We start from the raw sequence: 16491 nt of genomic DNA on the forward strand, positions 1-16491 counted from the left end.
TGCCCGGGCGGCCCCCTCAGCCGCAGTGTCGTCACCATGCTGATGACACACATCCCGATGGACCATCTCGTCGCCCTCGCCGAGCAGCGGCAGGCCCGGCTGCGGGAGGAGGCGGACCGGTACCGCACGGAGCGGCTGCTGCGCGGCGCGGCCGGCCCGTCGGCGGTGGGACGGCTGTGGCTGCGGCTGCGTGCCCGGCTCACCGCCGCCCGGCCGCCGGTCCCCCGCGGGACCGCCGTCGCCGGACCGGCACCGGACCGGACACCCCACCCGCCCCGGGCCGCGCGGCACCCGTCGGCGCCCCGCGGCCCGGTCCCCCCGGTACGGACCGGGCGGGACCCGGTGGCACCGGGCGGGCGGGTCCTGGCCGGGCCGCGTGCCTGAGCCGCGCCGACGGGCGGGTACCGCCGTCGCGGCCCCGGGAGTGTCGGTGTCCCGTGCCACGATGCGCTCCATGACGGCGGGAGGGACCCACGGGGGCGGCGCGACCGGCCCGGACCCGGACGATCTGGTGGGCCGCGCGGACGAGCTCGCCGGCCTGCTCCGCGACCTCGACGCGGCCCGGGCCGGTCGGGCCCGCGCCGTGCTGCTCGCCGGGGAGGCGGGGATCGGCAAGTCCCGGCTCGCCACCGCACTCGGCCGGGCCGCCGCGGGGGCGGGCGCGCAGGTCGTCGTCGGGCGGTGTCTCGACGCGGGCGGCGCCGCACTCCCCTACCTGCCCTTCTCCGAGGTGCTCGACGCGCTGGCCCGGGCGGGCACCGCGCTGCGGCCGGTGCTCCACGGGCTGCTGCCCGGCGCGGCGGAGGCACCCCGTCCCGCGGCGGGCGACGGGGACTCCGGGCGCCTGCAGGTGTTAGACGCGGTGGCCGGTGCCGTGCGCGACGCGGCCGCGGCGGCGCCGCTGCTGGTCGTGCTGGAGGACCTGCACTGGGCGGACCGCTCCACCCGCGAGCTGCTCGCGTTCCTGCTCGCCCGGCTGGGCTCGCAGCGGCTGCTGGTGCTGGGCACCTACCGCTCCGACGACCTGCACCGCAGGCACCCGCTGCGCGCGTCGCTGGCCGAGCTCGTCCGGCTGCCCGCCGTCCGCCGGGTCGAGCTCGGCCCGCTCACGCCCGACGCCGTGCTGGCCCTGGTCCGGGCCCGGGCGGCCACCGGGGGTGTCGACGAGGCCACCCTGCGCCGGATCGCCGCCCGCAGCGAGGGCAACGCCTTCTACGCCGAGGAGCTGGTCGCGGCGGGGTCCGACGGTCTGCCGGGCGGCCTGGCCGACGTGCTGCTCACCCGGCTCGACCGGCTCGGCGGACCGGCGCGCGAGGTGCTGCGGGTGGCCTCGCTGGCCGAGCGGAGCATCCCCCACGACCTGCTGCGCGACGCGTCCGAGCTGTCCGCGGCCGAGCTGGAGGCGGGGCTGCGGGAGGCGGTGTCGCACCACCTGCTCGTCCCGGACCCGGCGCCCGGTGCGGAGTCCTACGCCTTCCGGCACGCCCTGCTCCGCGAGGCCGTGCACGACGACCTGCTCCCGGGCGAGCGGGTACGGCTGCACGCGCGGCTCACCGCGCTGCTCGCCCGCCGGGACGACGCCCCCGGGGTGGCCGCCGCGCTCGCCCGGCACGCGCTGGCCGCCCACGACCTGCCGCGGGCGCTCGCCGCGTCGGTGCGCGCCGCCGAGGAGGCCCACCGGCGGCACGGCCCGGCCGAGATGCTGGCCCACGCCGAGCGGGCACTGGAGCTGTGGTCGGCCGTCGAGGACCCCGAGCGGCTCACCGGTGTCACCGAGAGCGCGCTGACCCGGGAGGCGGCCTGGGCGGCGAGCGCCTCGGGCGACCCGGAACGGGGCATCGCCCTCGGGGCCCGTGCGGTCCGGGTCGCCGACCTCGGCGAGGATCCGCACGCCAGGGCCGTGGCGCGCCGGCACTACGCGATGCGGCTGCTCGACAGCGGGGCCCGGCTGGACGCGGCGGTGGCCGCGGCCACCGAGGCCGTCGAGCTGCAGGCCGGAGGCCCACCCGGCACGGAGCTGGCCTGGGCGCACGCCGTGCTCGCGCGGACACACCTCAGCGCCGACCACGCCGAGCCCGCCTGGTCGCACGCCCGCGCGTCGCTGGCGGTGGCCCGTGCCGTCCACGACACCGCGCCGCCCGCGGAGGGGTCGGCCGCGTACCGCGACCTCAGCGCGGTCTGCGCGGACGCCCTCATCACCCTGGCCTTCTGCGCCCGGATGGAGGGGGACCCGCAGGCGGCCCGGGACCGGCTCGCCGGGGCGGCCTCGCTGGCCGCCGCGTCCGGGAACCGGGTCGTCGAGCTGCGGACGGTGTGGAACCGCGGGGTGTCGTTCATCGAGGACGGCCTGCTCGACGCCGCCGCGGACGAGCTCGCCGAGGGGGCCCGCCGGGCCGCCGCGTACGGCCTGGTCTGGGGCGGGTACGGCCTGGAGTTCCGGATCGCGCAGGTCCGCGTCGACGTCCAGCGCGGGGAGTGGGACGCCGCCGTCCGGACCGCCGCGGACGTCGACCCCACGCTGCCGCTGCGCGTCACCGGCCTGCTGGCGGTGGCGGGGGCGCTGGTCGGCGTGGCCCGCGGCGACCTCGACGGCGCCGAGGAGCTGCTCTCCGCGCTGGCCACCGAGCCACCGGTGCACGACCAGGCCGCGCTGCTGCAGGGCGTCGTCGGGGCCGAGTCGGCGCGCTGGCGCGGCGACCCGGCCCTGGCCGTGGACCGGGTCGCCACCGCGCTCGGGGTGCTGCGGGCGGAGTACCCGCACCACCTCGGCGAGCTGGCGCTGTGCGCACTGGGCGCGGCGGCCCGTGCCGATCTCGCGGAGGCCGCCCGCACCGCGGGCGACCCGGCGGGGGCGCAGGCGCACGCCGGGGCGGCGGCCGTCCTCGCCGACGAGGCCGCGCGCACCGCCGAGCGCGGCCTGCCCCGCGGGACCGCGGTCGGGCCGGAGGGCCGGGCGTGGCTGGCCCGGGCCCGCGCCGAGGCCGCCCGGGCCCACGGCGGGGCGGCACCGCAGGTCTGGGACGCCGTCGTGGAGACCTTCGCCGGGTACGGCGACGGCTACCGCGCCGCGGAGGCCCGGTGGCGGCGGGCCGAGGCCCTGCTCGGACGGGCGCACCGCGGTGGCCCCGGCACCGACGGCGAGGCCGACCGCCGCGCCGCCGCCGAGGACCTGGCCGTCGCCGCGACCGGGGCCGACCGGCTCGGGGCGCGCCCGCTCGCCGAGGCCGTCGCCGCGCTGCGGCTGCGGGCCGGCGACGGCGGTCCCCGGCCCGCACCGCCGTCCGGTGACGGCGGTTCCCCGCTCACCCCGCGCGAGCACGCGGTGCTGGAGCTGGTCGCGCACGGGCTGACCAACCGGGCCGTCGGCGAGCGGCTGTTCATCTCCGAGAAGACCGTGAGCGTGCACCTGTCCCGGGCGATGGCGAAGCTCGGCGCCTCCGGCCGCGCCGAGGCGGTCGCCCTCGCGCACTCCCGGGGTCTGCTCACCCCCCGCGACTGAGGTCCGGGCCCCGCCGGTCTGTCCCCTCCGGACCGGACCGGGCCCGTGCGGGCCGTGACGTGTGCCACCCGCCGTGCCTAGGGTCGGTCGTGCCGCACGTCACCGGCAGACCGATGGAGGTCGCATGGTCGTCCACGGGGTCGTCCCGCCGTCCCGGACCGGTAGCGGGGCGGGGGTGACCGCATGATCGCCCGCTCGCCCGCCCCGGCCCTCGACGTGCCCGCCCTGCCCGCCTCCGCGACGCTCCGCGGCGCGGCCGACCGGTTCGGCGACGCGACGGTCCTGCACCAGGCCGGGCACGAGGTCTCCTTCCGCGGGCTGCTGGCCCGCGCCTCGGCGTTCGCGCACGCGCTGCACGCCGACGGGGTCGGCCGCGGCGACGTCGTCGCGCTGCACCTGCCGAACTGCCCGCAGTACGCGATCGGCTACTGGGGGACGCTGCTGGCCGGGGCGACCGTCACCCCGGCGAACCCGCTGCTCGCCCCGGAGGACCTGGGCGCGCAGCTCGCCGACGCGGGGGCGGCCGTCGTCGTCAGCTGGGAGGCGGCGCTGCCCGCGGTGCTCGCCGCGCGGCCGGCGACGTCGCTGAAGCGCGTGCTCGTCACCGGTGCCCACGGCGACCCGGAACAGCTGCCCCCGGAGGTGACCGGGCTCTCCGCGCACCTCGACGGCAGGCCGGTCACACCGCCGGGCACCGACCTGGAGGTGGACCCGGACCGCGACCTCGCCCACCTGGCCTACACCGGTGGCACCACCGGCCGGTCCAAGGGTGTGCGGGTCACCCACCGGCACGTGCTCACCAACGCGCTGCAGGCCGCCTGCTGGGGCACCGGCGCCCGGCCGGACGTGACCGCCACCGCGCACGGGCCCGGCGTCGTCCTGGCCGACCCCGGCCCGGCGTCGGAGTTCCCGACCCCGCTCGGCACGGGGCGGGCGATCGGGATCGCCCCCTGGTTCCACGCGATGGGCACGATCGGCGGGCTCAACGTCCCGCTGCTCACCGGGACGACGACGATCGTGCACGCCCGCTTCGACCCGCGCGCCTACCTGGCCGACGCCACCCGGTTCGCCGTCACCTCGCTGTCCGGCGCGCCGCCGGTGTACGCGGCGCTGCTCGCCCACCGCGAGGCCGCCGGGGACCTGTCCTCGGTGCGGTCGCTGACCTCGGGCGCGGCACCGCTGCCGGTCGAGATCATCCGGGCGCTGCGCGACTGGTTCGGCGAGGACCTGGTCATCTCCGAGGGCTACGGCCTGACCGAGGTCACGATGGCCGCCACCCTCGGCCCCGCCGCCCGGTCCGCGGACCGGCGCCCGGGCACCGTCGGGCAGCCGATCGCGGGCACCGAGATCCGCATCTCGGGACCGGACGGCGAGGAGCTCGACGCCGGCGCCGAGGGCGAGGTGTGGATCCGCGGGCCGCAGGTCACCGGCGGCTACCACCGGCGCCCGGCCGAGACCGCGGCCGCTTTCGACGGCGACGGGTGGCTGCACACCGGCGACGTCGGCGTCCTCGACGGCGACGGCTACCTGCGCATCGTGGACCGGCTCAAGGACATGCTGCTCCACAAGGGCTACAACGTGTACCCGCGCGACCTGGAGGAGCGGCTGCTGGCGCTGCCGGGCGTGACCGGTGCGGCCGTCGTCGGGCGCCCGGTGGGGGTCGACGGCGAGCACCCGGTCGCGTTCCTGACCACCGCGCCCGGCGCCGACGGGGCCGCGGTCCGCGCCGCCGTCGACGGGCTGAACGAGCGCCTGCTGCCCTACCAGCGGCTGCGGGAGGTGCATCTGGTCGGGGCGATCCCGGTCTCGGCGGCGGGGAAGGTGCTCAAGCGGGACCTCCGCGAGCAGCTGCCGGCCCTGTCCCCGGACGTGGCGAAGGAGTGACGGACAGCCACCCTGCGTGAGGGAACGGGCGCTGCGCGGGTGGGCCGGTACGTCCGATGGGTGGAGTAGTCACTCCGACGGTTGGCGTAGGGGATGACCGGATAACAGGCTGGTCGTACGACACGACAGACGGGTGGAAGCAGGAGCCGGCGGCGCGCACCGGATCCCGAAGAACCCCGTATCGACTCCCCCGAGATCGTGGTGATCGTCATGTCCGCGCCCGCCGTCCACATCCCCAGCCCGCGCCGCCCCCTGGGCGCCGTCCCCGCCACCCCGTCGGTCCCCGCACCGCGGGCCGGTGGGACCGGGCGTGCGGACCGGGTCGAGGGGCGGCACCGCCGTCGCGAGGACCACGTCGACCTGCCGGCGCCGCGCCGGGAGCGTCCGCGGTCGACCTCGCCGCAGGCACCGGGCATCCCCGCACCGCGGCCGGCGTCGCCGGGTTCGTCGGCGGGCCGTCCGGGTCCGGCGCCGCAGCACCCCGCCGTCCCCGCACCGCGTCCGGCCGGGGGCTCCGTCCCGGCGCCCCGCCGCACCGGCACCACTGCCCGGCCGCTCGGCGACACCCCGGCGCGGGGTCCCGTCGCCGTCCCGGCCCAGGCGGGCCCGGCCGGTGTCGCGCAGCCCGCGGCCGCCGCCGGGGCGCGGCGACGCACCACCGGCACCCCGGCGCCCACCGGCACGGTCCCCCACGGGGTCCGGCCGGACTCCGCGCAGCCGCGGCCGCACGCCGTCGGCGCGGGCCGGGACGGCGCCGGGCGCACCGGCGGGCCGTCGGCCGTCGCACGCACCCTGGACGTCCTGGGCCGGGTCGGCAGCATCACCACGATCGCGGCCATGCTGGTCCTGTCCGCCGCGCTGGCCGGGCTCGCCGACGGCACCCCGCCGAGCGGAGCGGCCGCCGAGGTCGCCGTGACGACCCTGCGCTGAGCGGGGTCAGGCCGCGTCGGAGCGCGCCGCCCGGTCCGGCGGCACCGCCTTCATGACGTGGTCGACCAGGTCCAGGACCATCCGGTTCCCGCCGAGGCGGTACCCGAAGTCCTCCCAGCCGAGCAGCTCGCGCGAGATCAGCTCGCCGACCGGGCCGGGGTAGATCCGGGTCGCGCGGAACGCGGCCGCACGGATCCGCATCTTCTCGTGGTGATCCATGGGTTGCGGGTCGGTCATACCCTCACCTCCACGTCAGGGGGACTGGACGTGGCGCGTCCTCCACACTGAGTGGCTCGCCTGCGTTCCATGGTGACACCCCCACGCCGGAGCACCAGACGACGTGCGCAGGATCTCAGGCGCCGTGTCACCGGGGTGTTCCCCGCCGGTCACACCGGCGTTGCGCGGTCGATCACACGACCGGCCGGGCCCCGGTGGATACCGTGGCCGCATGGCCGACCGCACCCGGGACCTGCTCTGGTCCGACGTCGACACCCTGTACGGGGCGATCCTCGCCCACCCGTTCGTCACCGGGCTGACCGACGGCTCGCTGCCGCACGAGACGTTCCGGCACTACATCGTCCAGGACGCGCACTACCTGCGCGGCTACGCCACGGCGCTCGCCGTGTGCGCGGCGAAGGCCCCGACCGACGACGACACCCTCATGTTCGCCGAGCACGCCGCCGGCGCGATCGCCGCCGAGCGGGAGCTGCACGCCGACCTGCTCGGCGCGCTCGGCCTCACCTCGGAGCAGGCCCGCGAGCTGCCGGTCGCCCCGGCCACCCGCGCCTACGTCAGCTACCTGCTCGCGGCCGCCTACGGCGGGTCCTACGCCGAGGGCGTCGCCGCGGTGCTGCCCTGCTACTGGATCTACGGCCGGGTCGGCGAGCACCTGGTCGGCGCCGGCTCCCCCGACCCGGTCTACCAGCGCTGGATCGACATGTACGCGGGCGAGGAGTACCACGCCGTCGTCGAGGCCGTGCTGGACGCGACCGACCGGGTCGGCGCCGCCGCGTCGCCGGCGGAGCTCGCCCGCATGCGCGAGCACTTCACGACGACCTCGCGCTACGAGTGGATGTTCTGGGACGGCGCGTACCGCCGGGAGACCTGGCCGGTCTGAGCCCGGCCGGGTCGCCTCAGCGGTTGTCGAACCGGTCCGGGATCACCAGGTGCAGGAAGAACGACACGATCCCGACGACGATCGCGCCCCAGAACGCCGCCCAGAACCCGTCGACGGTGAACGGCAGGTTCAGCACCGACGACAGCCAGCCCGTCAGCAGGAACATGAGCGCGTTCACCACGAGCGCGAACAGGCCCAGCGTGAGGATGTAGAGCGGGCAGCCCAGCGTCGCCACGATCGGCTTGACCACGGCGTTGACCAGGCCGAACACCAGGGCCACGCCGATCAGCGTGAGGATCGAGGTGGAGGTGCCTGCGCTCTCCAGTCGGATGCCGCCGACCAGCACCGTCGCCACCCACAGCGAGGCGGCGACGACGAGCGTGCGGATGGTGAAGGTGAGCACGGGGCTCGGTGGAGTCATCGGTCGGTCACCGCCTGCTGGACCAGCGTCTGGAGCTGGGATCGGATCGGGTAGGTGCTGGAGGGGACGAGCTGGGTCATGAAGACGACCACCAGGTCGTCGACGGGGTCCACCCAGAACGCGGTGGAGGCCAGCCCACCCCAGGCGAAGGTGCCCTCGTTGGCGAAGCCCTTCGTCGCCGCACCGTCGACGACGACGGAGAAGCCGAGGCCGAACCCGACACCGGCGAACGCCGACTCGGAGAAGATGGGCCGGCCGACGGTGTCGAGGTCGGCGCCGCCGGGGAGGTGGTTGCGGGTGGCCCGGGCCAGGGTGCGCGAGCCGAGGATGCGGGCGCCGTCGAGCTCGCCGCCGCGGGCGAGCATCCGGGCGAACCGCAGGTAGTCGCCGGTGGTGGACAGCAGTCCGCCGCCGCCGGAGAGGAAAGTGGGCTCGCGGGTCGCGGACCGGGCGAGCGCCTTGTTCTCGACCAGACCGCCGCCGGGGCGGGCGTTGTAGAGCGTCGCGAGCCTGCCGGCCTGCGCGGACCCCTCCGGCACCCAGAACGCGGTGTCGGTCATCCCGAGCGGGCCGGTGATCTCCTCGCGGAGGAACTCGTCGAGCCGGCGCCCGGACGCGACCTCGACGACCCGGCCGAGCACGTCGGTGGCCACCGAGTAGTTCCACTCCGTGCCCGGCTGGAACAGCAGCGGGAACGACGCGAAGTGCTCGCTCGCCGCCGCGAGGTCCATCCCGGACGGAGCGCCGAACTCGAAGCCCTTGGAGCGGTACATCTCGTCGACGGGGTGGGCGTGGTGGAAGCCGTAGGTCAGGCCCGCGGTGTGGGTCAGCAGGTGGTGCACCCGCATCGGCTCGACGGCCGCGTCGGTCCCCGGGTTGAGCGCCGAGCCGCCGCGGTAGACGCGCTGCTCGGCGAACGCCGGGATGTAGCGCGACACCGGGTCGGTGAGCTCCAGGGCGCCCCGCTCGGCGAGCATCAGGACCGCGACCGAGGTGATCGGCTTGGTCATCGAGTAGATGCGCCAGAGCGTGTCGTCGGTCACGGGGGCGGCGGAGTCGAGGTCGCGGACGCCGAGGTGGGTCAGGTGCGCGAGCCGGTCGTGCCGGGCGACGGCGATCGTCGCGCCGGCGAGGCGGCCGTCGTCGACGTAGCGGCGGAAGTGGCTGTCGATCCGGGCCAGCCGGGCGGGGTCGAGGCCGACCTCCGCCGGGTCCGCCTCGAGCGTGCCGAAGGTCGGGGAGGTCACGATCACGACCCTACCCGCGGGCCGCGTCCACAGTTCTGACGATCCTGCGGCCCGGCGCGTCACGCGGCGGGCGCCCGCTCGTACTACCGGGAGTGCCCCGCGGGGCACGCGGACGCCGGCGGGGGCCGGTGCCCGCCCACGCGTCGTGGCCGGTCCGAACGGGGAGCCCGGGCGGGCCACGGCGCGGCCGGACCGGAGCGGCCCGGCTCAGACCGGCACGATCTCGTAGCGGGCCAGGCGCTCGCCGCGCAGCGCGGTCGCCCGCAGCGCCGCCGCCAGTGCCCGCGACGCCCGCGGCAGCCGGGCCGCGACCTCGGCGGGTGGGGACGCGGCGTCGCAGGAGGCGGCCAGGCGCAGCCCCCACGGCTCCAGCTCGCGCGGGTCCTCGCAGGTCCAGTCGACCTCCAGCTCGCGCAGCGGGCCCGCGGCGAGCCGACCGGCCGCGCCCCGGGACAGCAGGTCGGTGACGAGCTCGGCGCCCGGGAGCATCCGCGCGGCGGTGAACACGATCCGCTGTACGCCCTGCTCGGGCAGCAGCGTCAGCACCCGGTCGGAGACGACCAGGTGCGGGCCGGGCAGGTCGCGGGCCAGCTCCAGCCAGTCCTCGTCGAGCGCGGACCCGGCCACCAGGTGCGCCGGGCCCGCCAGCAGCTCGCGGCGCAGCTCGGCCACCCCGGGCAGCTCGACGTCGACCCAGTGCGCCGGGCCGTCGTCGCCGAGCCGTCCCGCGCGGTCGCCCAGCCCCGGCCCCAGCTCGACGACGGTCCCGCCCGGGTGCCGCCGTGCGAACCCGCGCACCCACTCGTCGAGGACGGCGACCCGCAGCAGCGTGGAGAGCGTGTCGGCCCGCCCGGGCGCCGAGCCCAGGTCGAGGTCGTCCGCGACGACGGCGGCGGCGTGGTCCCCGACCACCGGATGGCGGCGACGGGCGTCGCGGGCCCTGGCGTGTGCCGCGGGCAGTGACGTCGCCTCGAGCGCCTGCAACCGCGGACGGCGTCGTTGCGTCACGGTGTCCTTCCCCCCTCCAGCGGGCCTCCGCGAGGGCGTCGGCGCTGGTCGCGCGAACGTACTAGTTGCGCGGCGAGGTACCCGAGCCGGGAGGCGCCGGGCGGTGGACGGCCCGCGGTCGGTGGCTCGTGAGCGGTCCCCGGACACCGGGGCGTCGCCGCCGCGGCGGCGCGGACCTCCATGATGGGGGCGTGCCCCCCGCCCTCCTCACCTCCGCCGCGCACGGCGACGCCGAGGTCCTGCGCCTGCTCGAGCGCCGCCGCGACACCGGGCGCCGCCCCGGCCGGCACGCCGACGGGGCACGGATCGCGCTGGTCGTCGGCGGGGGCGGGATGCGCGGCTCCTACGCGGCCGGGATGGTGCACGCGCTGTCCGACCTCGGGCTCGCCGCCGGCGTCGACGAGGTGTGGGGCAGCTCGGCCGGGGCCTTCGTCGGGACGGCATTGGTCATGGGGCACGGAGCCGAGGTGTCCCGGGTGTTCGTACGGGACATGGCCTGCCGCGAGTTCATCGACCCGCGCCGGTTCGGCACCCGTCGCCCGATGGTGTCGCTGGACCACCTGTTCGACCGGATCCTCGTCGACTCCCTCCCCACCGACTGGTCGCGGCTGGTGGACCCGCCGGTCCCGCTGAACGTCGTGGTCACCGGGGCGGCCGACCTGCGCCCGCGGGTGCTGACCGCGCTGCCCGACGGCGCCACGTGGAGGGCCGCGATGCGGGCGACGGCGGCGATCCCGCTGCTGGCGGGCCCCCCGGTACGGGTCGGCACGGGCGAGGACGCCGAGGACTTCATCGACGGCTCGGTCGGCGACCCGCTCCCGGTGGCACGGGCCCTGCGCGACGGCGCCACGCACGTCCTGGCCCTGCTCACGCGCACCGCCGACGACCTCACCGGCACCCCGCCGGACGCCCGCACCCCGCTGTGGGCCCGCTCGCTGGACCGGCTCGCACCGGGCCTGGGCCGGATGGCGCAGGACGCCGCCCGACACGGCGAGTGCCTGCCGCTGCTCGCCGACGCCGCGCACCCGGACCGGGCCGGGGCGCACCTGCTGACGCTGAGCCCGCACTCCCCCGCCGGCGTCCACGGCCTGTCCACCGACCCCGGGCGGGTCGCCGCCGCGGCCCGGATCGGCTACGAGACGGTGCTGTCCGCGACGGCCCCGGCCGCCGCGGCCTGAGCCCTCTCCCACGCGTGCGCCGATGACTTCGGCGCGCCCGGGCGGTCGGAGCTGGTGTGGGCACCGTGCCCCGCACCGGACCCGGGGGGTGGCCCATGCGCGACGACGCGCCGTCGCGGGCGCGGACCCGCACCGTCGTGCTCGCCCCCGGCGAGGTCCGCCCGCACGTCGAGGACGAGTGGCGGGGCGCCGTCGTCGTGGTCGACGCCGGGCAGATCGAGCTGTGCTGCGCCGCGGGCGGGAGCCGGACCTTCGGTACCGGGTCGGTGCTGTGGTTCACCGGGCTGAACCTGGTCCGGGTCCGCAACCCCGGCCGGGACGAGGCGGTGTTCCGCGGCATCACCCGCGGGCCGCCCTGATCCCCGGTCCCTCCCCGGCCCGCCGTGTCGAGCCGGTCGGCCGCGTCGAGCCGGTCCGCCGCGTCGAGCGCCCGGTGCGTCGGGTCAGCCCGCCGCGTCGAGCGCCCGCTGCCAGATCCCGTTGCGCGTGGCGACGAGACCGAGCTCGCGCGGGTCGGTCACGCACACCCCACGGGGGCGGTGGGTGTCCCACAGCTGCGCGTCGTCGAAGACGGCCCCGCAGCCCCCGAACCGGCGGCAGCAGTGCGCCCGGTCCGGTCCCACCCACTCGAGACCGCAACAGGACATCCGCATGATCCGCACGGCGGGCAGGCTACGGGGCACCCCCGACAGTTCCGATGGGAGCCGGGAGCGGGTCGGTGGCGAGCAGGTCGTACCAGACGCCGTCGTCGACGATCTCGTTCTCCGTGCCGTGCACGCCGTCGGCCCGCGCGCGGCCCCAGAGCCGGAACCCGGCGCGCTCGGCGACCCGGCGGCTGGCGGTGTTGTCCACCGACGCCCCGAGCTGCAGCCGGTGCCGGCCCATGCCGCCGTCGGCGACCGGGGTGAACGCGTGCCGCACGACCCGGCGGACCGCGGCGGACACCGCGCCGCGGCCGCGGGCGTCGGGGTGGGCGCGGTAGCCGACCTCGCCACCGGTCGGGGTGTAGGGGCGGTCGGTGCCGAACACCGAGACGGTGCCGAGGTAGCGGTCGTCGTCCGGGTCGGCGATCACCCAGCCGACGCCGGAGCCCAGGGAGCACTCCAGCGGGTGGTCGCGCAGCCAGCGCCGGGCGTCGTCATCGGTGTAGGGCACCGGGAGGGTGGCGCTCCACCAGCGGGCGAGGGGGTCGTTGCACGCCTCGACGTGCCGGGCGAGGTCGGCCCCGGTGGGCGGGCGGAGCCGGACGCCGTCGCCGTCGAGCACCGGGTGCGGCCACCACGTCGTCGCCGGGGGCCGGTCGGCGACGGGTGTGCCGGGCAGCAGCACGGCGGTCCAGGCGTCGACGAGGTCGTCACCGGCCCGCAGCGCGCGGGTGCGGACACCCTCGAACCGGAACCCGCAGGCGTGTGCCACCCGCCAGGACGCGACGTGCCCGGCACGGCAGTCCCAGTGCAGCGCGGCGAACCCGGCGACGTCGAAGCCCCAGTCGGCGGCCAGCCGCAGCGCACGGCTCGCGAACCCCCGTCCGCGCGCCCACGGCGCGAGCAGGTAGCCGGCCGACGGCAGCGGGTCGCGGCGCAGGTCGATCGAGCCCGCGTAGCGCGGGCGGCCGTCGCACGCGGCCTCCACCGCCCACACGTACTGACGGCCGGTGGCCCACCGACGCCGGGCGAGGTCGATCCACTCCCGGGCCCGGCCTTCCCCGGAGGTCGGGTCGAGCGATGTCCAGCGGTGCACGACGGGATCGCGGTACACCTCGAGCATCCCGGGGACGTCGGATCCGGTGTGCGCGCGCAGGGTCACGACCCCGTCGGTGAGTACGGGAGGGACGGTCACGGCGACACCGTCACCGGCCACGCCCGGTCGGGGCAACCGGGTTCTCCTACGATCGGACCTGTCCGCAGGGGGCGGGCGAGGGGGAGGTGTCATGGCCGCGCTCACGGAGCGACTGGTCGACCGCAGGCTGGGCTTCGGTGCCGACGAGCCGTACGTGCGCGAGCGTGACCTGCGGGTCCCGCTCTCCGACGGTGTCGTCCTGCTCGCCGACCTCTACCGGGCCCCCGGCCCGCTCCGGCCGCGTCCGACGGTGATGATGCGCACCCCCTACGGCCGCGACGGCCTCGGGTCGATCATCGGTTCGCTGCTGGCGCGCCGCGGGTTCCAGGTGCTGGTGCAGTCCACCCGGGGCACCTTCGGCTCGGGCGGGCAGTTCCGCCCGTTCCTGCACGAGAGCTCCGACGGTCTGGACACGCTCGCCTGGGTGCGCGGGCAGACCTGGTGCGACGGCCGCGTCTCGATGGTCGGCCCCAGCTACGTCGGGCACACCCAGTGGGCGGTCGCCCCCTACGCCGACCCGGGTCTGTGCTCGATGAACGCCGACATCACCGCGTCGGAGTTCACCAGCACCTTCTACCCGGGCGGCGCGCCCGGCCTGCTCAACCTCGCGACCTGGGTGAACCAGATCGGCCGCCAGGAGCGCATCGGCGCGGTCACCGGCTTCCTCGCGACGCCGGTGTTCAGCCGTCGCAAGCGCCGCGCGGTGACCTCCCAGCCGCTGCAGGCCGCGGACGTCGCGCTGACCGGGGCGCCGGTGGTGTTCTGGCGGGACTTCGTCGAGCACGCCGAGCAGCCGCGCGAGTTCTGGGCGCCCGCCGAGCACGACGGTTTCGACGCCGCCGCGATGCCGCCGGTCTGCATGGTGACCGGCTGGTGGGACCTGTTCCTGGACCGTCAGCTGGTGGACTTCACCGCGCTGCAGCGCGGCGGGGCGACGGCACGGATCACGATCGGCCCGTGGACCCACGGCGACCGCGGCTCGCTGTCGACCATCGCCCACGAGATGGTCCACTGGCTGGGCGTGCACCTGCACGGCGGCGAGCACGACGAGCGCGCGCCGGTCCGGGTGTACGTGCAGCACGCCGACCGCTGGACCGACCTGCCGTGCTGGCCGCCGCCGGAGGCCCGCCCGACCGAGTGGTACCTCGACGCCGACGGCGGGCTGGGCCCGGACCGGCCGGCCGGGACACCCCCGCCGTCACGGTTCGTCTACGACCCCGCCGACCCGACACCGACGGTCGGGGGCCCGATGCTCCAGCCACCGTCCAAGCAGCTGGACAACCGCGCCGTCGAGGCCCGCGACGACGTGCGCGTCTGGACCGGCCCGCCGCTGGAGTCCGACCTGGACCTGCTCGGTCCGGTGTCGGCCGTGGTCTACGTGCGGACCGGGACGGGGATCGGCGACGTGTTCGTACGCCTGTGCGACGTCGGCCCCGACGGGACCTCGATGAACATCACCGACGCGATGCACCGGCTGGTGCCCGACCGCGAGGCCACCGCCCCGGACGGCACGACGGTCGTCCGGATGACGCTGAGCCCGACCGGGTACCGCGTGCGGGCCGGGCACCGGCTCCGGGTGCAGGTCGCCGGCGCGGCGTTCCCGCGCTTCGCCCGCAACCCGGGAACCGGTGAGCGGACGGCGACCGCGGTCGACGGGGAACGGATCTCCTACGAGATCCTGCACGATTCCGAGCACCCCTCGCACGTGGTGTTGCCGCACCACCCCTGAATTCCGGGTCCACCGTTCACCTTTCCGGCCGTCCCCGGAAATGCGGATATCCCCCGCTCCGGTCGGAAGAGCGGGGGATCTCCGGAAGTGCAGGGTCACGGATGACGGGAAGACGGTCCCGTCATCGTGCCCGGTGGTGCAGGTGCACTCAGTCCTGGACGTTGGTCTGGTTGTCACCCTGCGAGCAGTCGCTGAAGCTCGGGGCGTCCTCACCGTTGGTGGCCTGGCCACCCAGGATGCCGAGGACGCTGGCGGCGACGTCGGCGCTGTTCAGCGAGCAGCTGAGCACATTGGCGTTGTTGAGGGCGTTGATGTCGCCCACGTTGACCAGGCCGGACTGGACGCTGTTGCGGTCCTTCTCCAGGTTGTTGATCTGGTCGGCGTTGATGCGGTCGCCGCCGTGGCCGTGCCCGTGGTGGCCCTTGTCCCAGCCGCCGTCACCCGCGAAGGCGAGCGGGGAGATGGCGAGCAGACCAGCGGTGACGCCGGCGGTCAGGATTCCAGCCTTCTTCAGCACAGTTATTTCTCCGTTGTGTACGGGGTCCGATGTCGGACCGGCGTGTTCGGCGTGGGTTCGGGAGCCCCGCCGATGCACAGAACGCTATCCGGTCCATCCCCGATCCAACGAATTTTCTACCACTATCGGACGATGGGCATTACTGACCGCGAGGTTATTGCTCTCTTCCGGCAGCCGGGAATCCGTGTGGACGTCGCTTCCGGACGCCGTCCGCGACGGATCGTCACCACAGTGGACCCGAACGGACGCGTACCCTTTTTTCGGAACACGCTCCGTGATGCACCCTCCGCACGGCCGTGTCAGCGCGTCACCCTGTCGTATTGACCTCGGGGGTCTCGCGACACCGGATCGCACCCTCCGACGGACGGATCCACCCCGGAAGAGTGGGCCGGAACCGGCTCGAGCGACGGCGTGCCGCCGTCTACTTTCGACGCCGATGACACGCACCGCCCGGACCGCCACGACCTCCGACGTCCCCGCGGCCGCGGAACTGCTCACCGCGGCGTTCCTCGACTACCCGTTCACCCGTCACACGATCGATGCGGACGAGCACCCGCGCCGCCTGGGCGCGAGCCAGGCGCTGCTGCTGCGCGAGGTCGGCATCCCGCACGGCCTGGTGCACGTCGTCGACGCGGCCGGGAGCGGGCTCGACGCCGTCGCCGTGTGGATGCCGCCGGAGGCCACCGGTCTCGACGACGCGTTCGCCCGCGTCGCGCCGCGGCTGGCCGAGCTCGCCGGGGACCGCGCCGGTGCCGCCGCCGACGCCGACACGGCCCTCGCCCCGCACCGGCCCGCCGGTCCGGCGTGGTTCCTGGCCACCGTCGCCGTACGCCCCGGTCTGCAGGGACAGGGTCTCGGCACGACGGTGCTCACGGCCGGGCTGGACCGGGTGGACCGCGACGGACGGCCGGCCCACCTGGAGACCTCGCTCGCGGCGAACGTGCGGCTCTACACCCGCCTCGGCTTCCGGGTCACCGCCGAGGTCGACCTGCCGCACGGCGGGCCCAGCACCTGGTCGATGCTGCGGCCGGCGACGACGAGTGGCCCCTGAGAACGGCCCGGGAACGGCCGTCCGGGAAAGCCGTTGCGCCGGGCACCCTGCAGGGAGCCCGACCGCGCCCG

Annotated in this window: 16 protein-coding genes; 9 read left to right on the plus strand and 7 right to left on the minus strand. The window is 76.5% G+C overall.

What is annotated here, in order from left to right:
- The first annotated feature begins 36 nt into the window (after positions 1–36).
- The 4 genes from KPL60_RS27760 (at position 37) to KPL60_RS27775 (ending at position 6313) form a co-directional block, all read left to right on the plus strand.
- Entirely contained in the window at positions 37–384 is a 348-nt protein-coding gene (locus KPL60_RS27760) for a hypothetical protein (protein WP_226367651.1), read from the plus strand.
- 70 nt (positions 385–454) lie between these two features.
- Complete coding sequence (locus KPL60_RS27765) at positions 455–3499, plus strand: LuxR family transcriptional regulator (RefSeq protein WP_226367652.1); 3045 nt, start codon at positions 455–457, stop codon at positions 3497–3499.
- Positions 3500–3682: 183 nt separating this feature from the next.
- Positions 3683–5383, plus strand: coding sequence for a class I adenylate-forming enzyme family protein (locus tag KPL60_RS27770; RefSeq protein ID WP_226367653.1), 1701 nt, complete (start codon positions 3683–3685; stop codon positions 5381–5383).
- Between the two features lie 210 nt (positions 5384–5593).
- Entirely contained in the window at positions 5594–6313 is a 720-nt protein-coding gene (locus KPL60_RS27775; protein WP_226367654.1) for a hypothetical protein, read from the plus strand.
- A gap of 6 nt (positions 6314–6319) precedes the next feature.
- Here KPL60_RS27775 and KPL60_RS27780 read toward each other — a convergent pair whose 3' ends face one another.
- Positions 6320–6550: a hypothetical protein gene (locus KPL60_RS27780; RefSeq protein WP_224392286.1), complete on the minus strand. Its 231-nt coding sequence runs from the start codon at positions 6548–6550 to the stop codon at positions 6320–6322.
- Positions 6551–6761: 211 nt separating this feature from the next.
- Between KPL60_RS27780 and tenA the strand changes: the two genes are divergently transcribed.
- A complete protein-coding gene (gene tenA / locus KPL60_RS27785; RefSeq protein WP_226367655.1) occupies positions 6762–7430 on the plus strand; it encodes a thiaminase II in 669 nt (222 codons plus the stop codon).
- A 16-nt stretch (positions 7431–7446) separates the two neighbouring features.
- Here the strand turns inward: tenA and KPL60_RS27790 are convergent, their stop codons facing one another.
- The 3 genes from KPL60_RS27790 to KPL60_RS27800 form a co-directional block, all read right to left on the minus strand.
- On the minus strand, positions 7447–7851 hold the full coding sequence (locus KPL60_RS27790; RefSeq protein ID WP_226367656.1) for a phage holin family protein: 405 nt from the start codon (positions 7849–7851) through the stop codon (positions 7447–7449).
- Positions 7848–9098, minus strand: a complete 1251-nt coding sequence (locus tag KPL60_RS27795; protein WP_226367657.1) for a serine hydrolase — start codon at positions 9096–9098, stop codon at positions 7848–7850. Before KPL60_RS27795 ends, KPL60_RS27790 begins: the two co-directional genes overlap by 4 nt.
- A gap of 207 nt (positions 9099–9305) precedes the next feature.
- Positions 9306–10106: a hypothetical protein gene (locus tag KPL60_RS27800; protein WP_179761784.1), complete on the minus strand. Its 801-nt coding sequence runs from the start codon at positions 10104–10106 to the stop codon at positions 9306–9308.
- Between the two features lie 191 nt (positions 10107–10297).
- Here KPL60_RS27800 and KPL60_RS27805 point away from each other — a divergent pair, with 191 nt between their 5' ends.
- Both KPL60_RS27805 and KPL60_RS27810 read left to right on the plus strand, forming a co-directional pair.
- The gene (locus KPL60_RS27805) at positions 10298–11284 is read left to right on the plus strand and encodes a patatin-like phospholipase family protein (protein WP_226367658.1); all 987 of its coding nucleotides are present in this window, start codon (positions 10298–10300) and stop codon (positions 11282–11284) included.
- A 95-nt stretch (positions 11285–11379) separates the two neighbouring features.
- Complete coding sequence (locus KPL60_RS27810; RefSeq protein WP_226353870.1) at positions 11380–11643, plus strand: hypothetical protein; 264 nt, start codon at positions 11380–11382, stop codon at positions 11641–11643.
- Between the two features lie 84 nt (positions 11644–11727).
- Here KPL60_RS27810 and KPL60_RS27815 read toward each other — a convergent pair whose 3' ends face one another.
- Both KPL60_RS27815 and KPL60_RS27820 read right to left on the minus strand, forming a co-directional pair.
- Positions 11728–11937 carry a hypothetical protein gene (locus KPL60_RS27815; protein WP_226353901.1) on the minus strand — a complete coding sequence of 70 codons (210 nt, stop codon included), beginning with the start codon at positions 11935–11937 and terminating at the stop codon, positions 11728–11730.
- A 19-nt stretch (positions 11938–11956) separates the two neighbouring features.
- Positions 11957–13123, minus strand: coding sequence for a GNAT family N-acetyltransferase (locus KPL60_RS27820; RefSeq protein WP_226367659.1), 1167 nt, complete (start codon positions 13121–13123; stop codon positions 11957–11959).
- Positions 13124–13214: 91 nt separating this feature from the next.
- On the opposite strand from KPL60_RS27820, the gene KPL60_RS27825 reads away from it, so the two are divergent.
- Complete coding sequence (locus KPL60_RS27825) at positions 13215–14852, plus strand: CocE/NonD family hydrolase (RefSeq protein WP_226367660.1); 1638 nt, start codon at positions 13215–13217, stop codon at positions 14850–14852.
- Between the two features lie 148 nt (positions 14853–15000).
- On the opposite strand, the gene KPL60_RS27830 is transcribed toward KPL60_RS27825, so the two are convergent.
- A complete protein-coding gene (locus tag KPL60_RS27830; protein WP_226353873.1) occupies positions 15001–15369 on the minus strand; it encodes a hypothetical protein in 369 nt (122 codons plus the stop codon).
- Between the two features lie 436 nt (positions 15370–15805).
- On the opposite strand from KPL60_RS27830, the gene KPL60_RS27835 reads away from it, so the two are divergent.
- Positions 15806–16420 carry an N-acetyltransferase gene (locus KPL60_RS27835; protein WP_226367661.1) on the plus strand — a complete coding sequence of 205 codons (615 nt, stop codon included), beginning with the start codon at positions 15806–15808 and terminating at the stop codon, positions 16418–16420.
- Positions 16421–16491 lie beyond the last annotated feature (71 nt).

It is taken from the genome of Pseudonocardia sp. ICBG162 (assembly GCF_020496225.1).
GTDB classification, from domain to species: domain Bacteria; phylum Actinomycetota; class Actinomycetes; order Mycobacteriales; family Pseudonocardiaceae; genus Pseudonocardia; species Pseudonocardia alni.

Bases quoted from the DNA above. Each gene is read 5' to 3' on its own strand.
- KPL60_RS27760 (WP_226367651.1), top strand. From the start codon at position 37: ATGCTGATGACACACATCCCGATGGACCATCTCGTCGCCCTCGCCGAG.
- KPL60_RS27765 (WP_226367652.1), top strand. From the start codon at position 455: ATGACGGCGGGAGGGACCCACGGGGGCGGCGCGACCGGCCCGGACCCG.
- KPL60_RS27770 (WP_226367653.1), top strand. From the start codon at position 3,683: ATGATCGCCCGCTCGCCCGCCCCGGCCCTCGACGTGCCCGCCCTGCCC.
- KPL60_RS27775 (WP_226367654.1), top strand. From the start codon at position 5,594: ATGTCCGCGCCCGCCGTCCACATCCCCAGCCCGCGCCGCCCCCTGGGC.
- KPL60_RS27780 (WP_224392286.1), bottom strand. From the start codon at position 6,550: ATGACCGACCCGCAACCCATGGATCACCACGAGAAGATGCGGATCCGT.
- tenA (WP_226367655.1), top strand. From the start codon at position 6,762: ATGGCCGACCGCACCCGGGACCTGCTCTGGTCCGACGTCGACACCCTG.
- KPL60_RS27790 (WP_226367656.1), bottom strand. From the start codon at position 7,851: ATGACTCCACCGAGCCCCGTGCTCACCTTCACCATCCGCACGCTCGTC.
- KPL60_RS27810 (WP_226353870.1), top strand. From the start codon at position 11,380: ATGCGCGACGACGCGCCGTCGCGGGCGCGGACCCGCACCGTCGTGCTC.
- KPL60_RS27815 (WP_226353901.1), bottom strand. From the start codon at position 11,937: ATGCGGATGTCCTGTTGCGGTCTCGAGTGGGTGGGACCGGACCGGGCG.
- KPL60_RS27825 (WP_226367660.1), top strand. From the start codon at position 13,215: ATGGCCGCGCTCACGGAGCGACTGGTCGACCGCAGGCTGGGCTTCGGT.
- KPL60_RS27835 (WP_226367661.1), top strand. From the start codon at position 15,806: ATGACACGCACCGCCCGGACCGCCACGACCTCCGACGTCCCCGCGGCC.